This is a genomic window from Levilactobacillus enshiensis, from assembly GCF_007115095.1.
In the GTDB taxonomy this organism is placed as follows: domain Bacteria; phylum Bacillota; class Bacilli; order Lactobacillales; family Lactobacillaceae; genus Levilactobacillus; species Levilactobacillus enshiensis.
The window spans coordinates 1-714 of the sequence record NZ_SULH01000024.1; the positions used below are offsets into that span (position 1 = coordinate 1).

Genomic DNA, 714 nt, shown 5'->3' on the forward strand with positions numbered 1-714 from the left:
TAAGCTAGATCAAAATAAAATTTCAGATTTTACGCTTGACCTAAAATCAAAAAGAAGAGGTAAGGGTCAAAAGATAATTCAACAGCGATCAAGTAAAAGGAAGCACAAAGAAAGTAAAGCAGAGCTTACACAAAGAATTCAAAAACAGTTAAAAGACTTTGCTAAACACAATCCAGAAATTAAGCCAAAAAACAATCCTGAAAATAAAAACGATCGGCCTAGTTATTAGGTTGATCGTTTTTTAATTTATCCGGTTTATGGGCGTTAACATAGTCAGCAAATGTTTTTAAAAGTTCTTCGGTTTGTTCGACCGAGAGGTTATTAGCTTGAAAGTACTTTTCTAATAAAGCCCCTTTTTGAATTAATCGGCGAGAACGGGCTTTGCGGGCTTGCCGATTTTCATAGTATTTAGATTGGCGTAATTTAAAATCTTCCCGCTCAATTTTTTGTTTTAAACGCGCTTGCTGTTCGACTAGTTTTTCATATTGATTAGACATGGAATTTCCCCATCTCGTATGGCTAATGATCTACGGACTTTACCTTTAAAAATTCAGAAAATTGCTTGGCTAAAAGCTTAATCTGATCGTTAGACAAATTAGCATAATCTAAATTGGATTGACTGATGATTTGTTTACCTAGCCGTTGTTCAATCTTATTTTTTTCGTCCTTAATTTTTTGATTAAGGGCTTTTAATTTAGCTTCTTGTTTTTCTAA

The 714-nt window shown here is 33.2% G+C and carries 2 protein-coding genes and 1 pseudogene; 1 reads left to right on the plus strand and 2 read right to left on the minus strand.

The genetic code is table 11. From position 1 onward, the window contains the following. Positions 1-229: pseudogene (locus FAY32_RS14125) on the plus strand (hypothetical protein); the annotation flags it as partial. Here FAY32_RS14125 and FAY32_RS14130 read toward each other — a convergent pair. Then, the gene (locus FAY32_RS14130; protein ID WP_003646133.1) at positions 219-497 is read right to left on the minus strand and encodes a hypothetical protein; all 279 of its coding nucleotides are present in this window, start codon (positions 495-497) and stop codon (positions 219-221) included. The pseudogene FAY32_RS14125 and the gene FAY32_RS14130 sit on opposite strands and share 11 nt — an antisense overlap. 22 nt (positions 498-519) lie before the next feature. Beyond that, positions 520-714 (minus strand): hypothetical protein (locus FAY32_RS14135; protein WP_143464106.1); only part of this gene is annotated, 195 nt, incomplete at its 5' end.

Bases quoted from the DNA above. Each gene is read 5' to 3' on its own strand.
- FAY32_RS14130 (WP_003646133.1), bottom strand. From the start codon at position 497: ATGTCTAATCAATATGAAAAACTAGTCGAACAGCAAGCGCGTTTAAAA.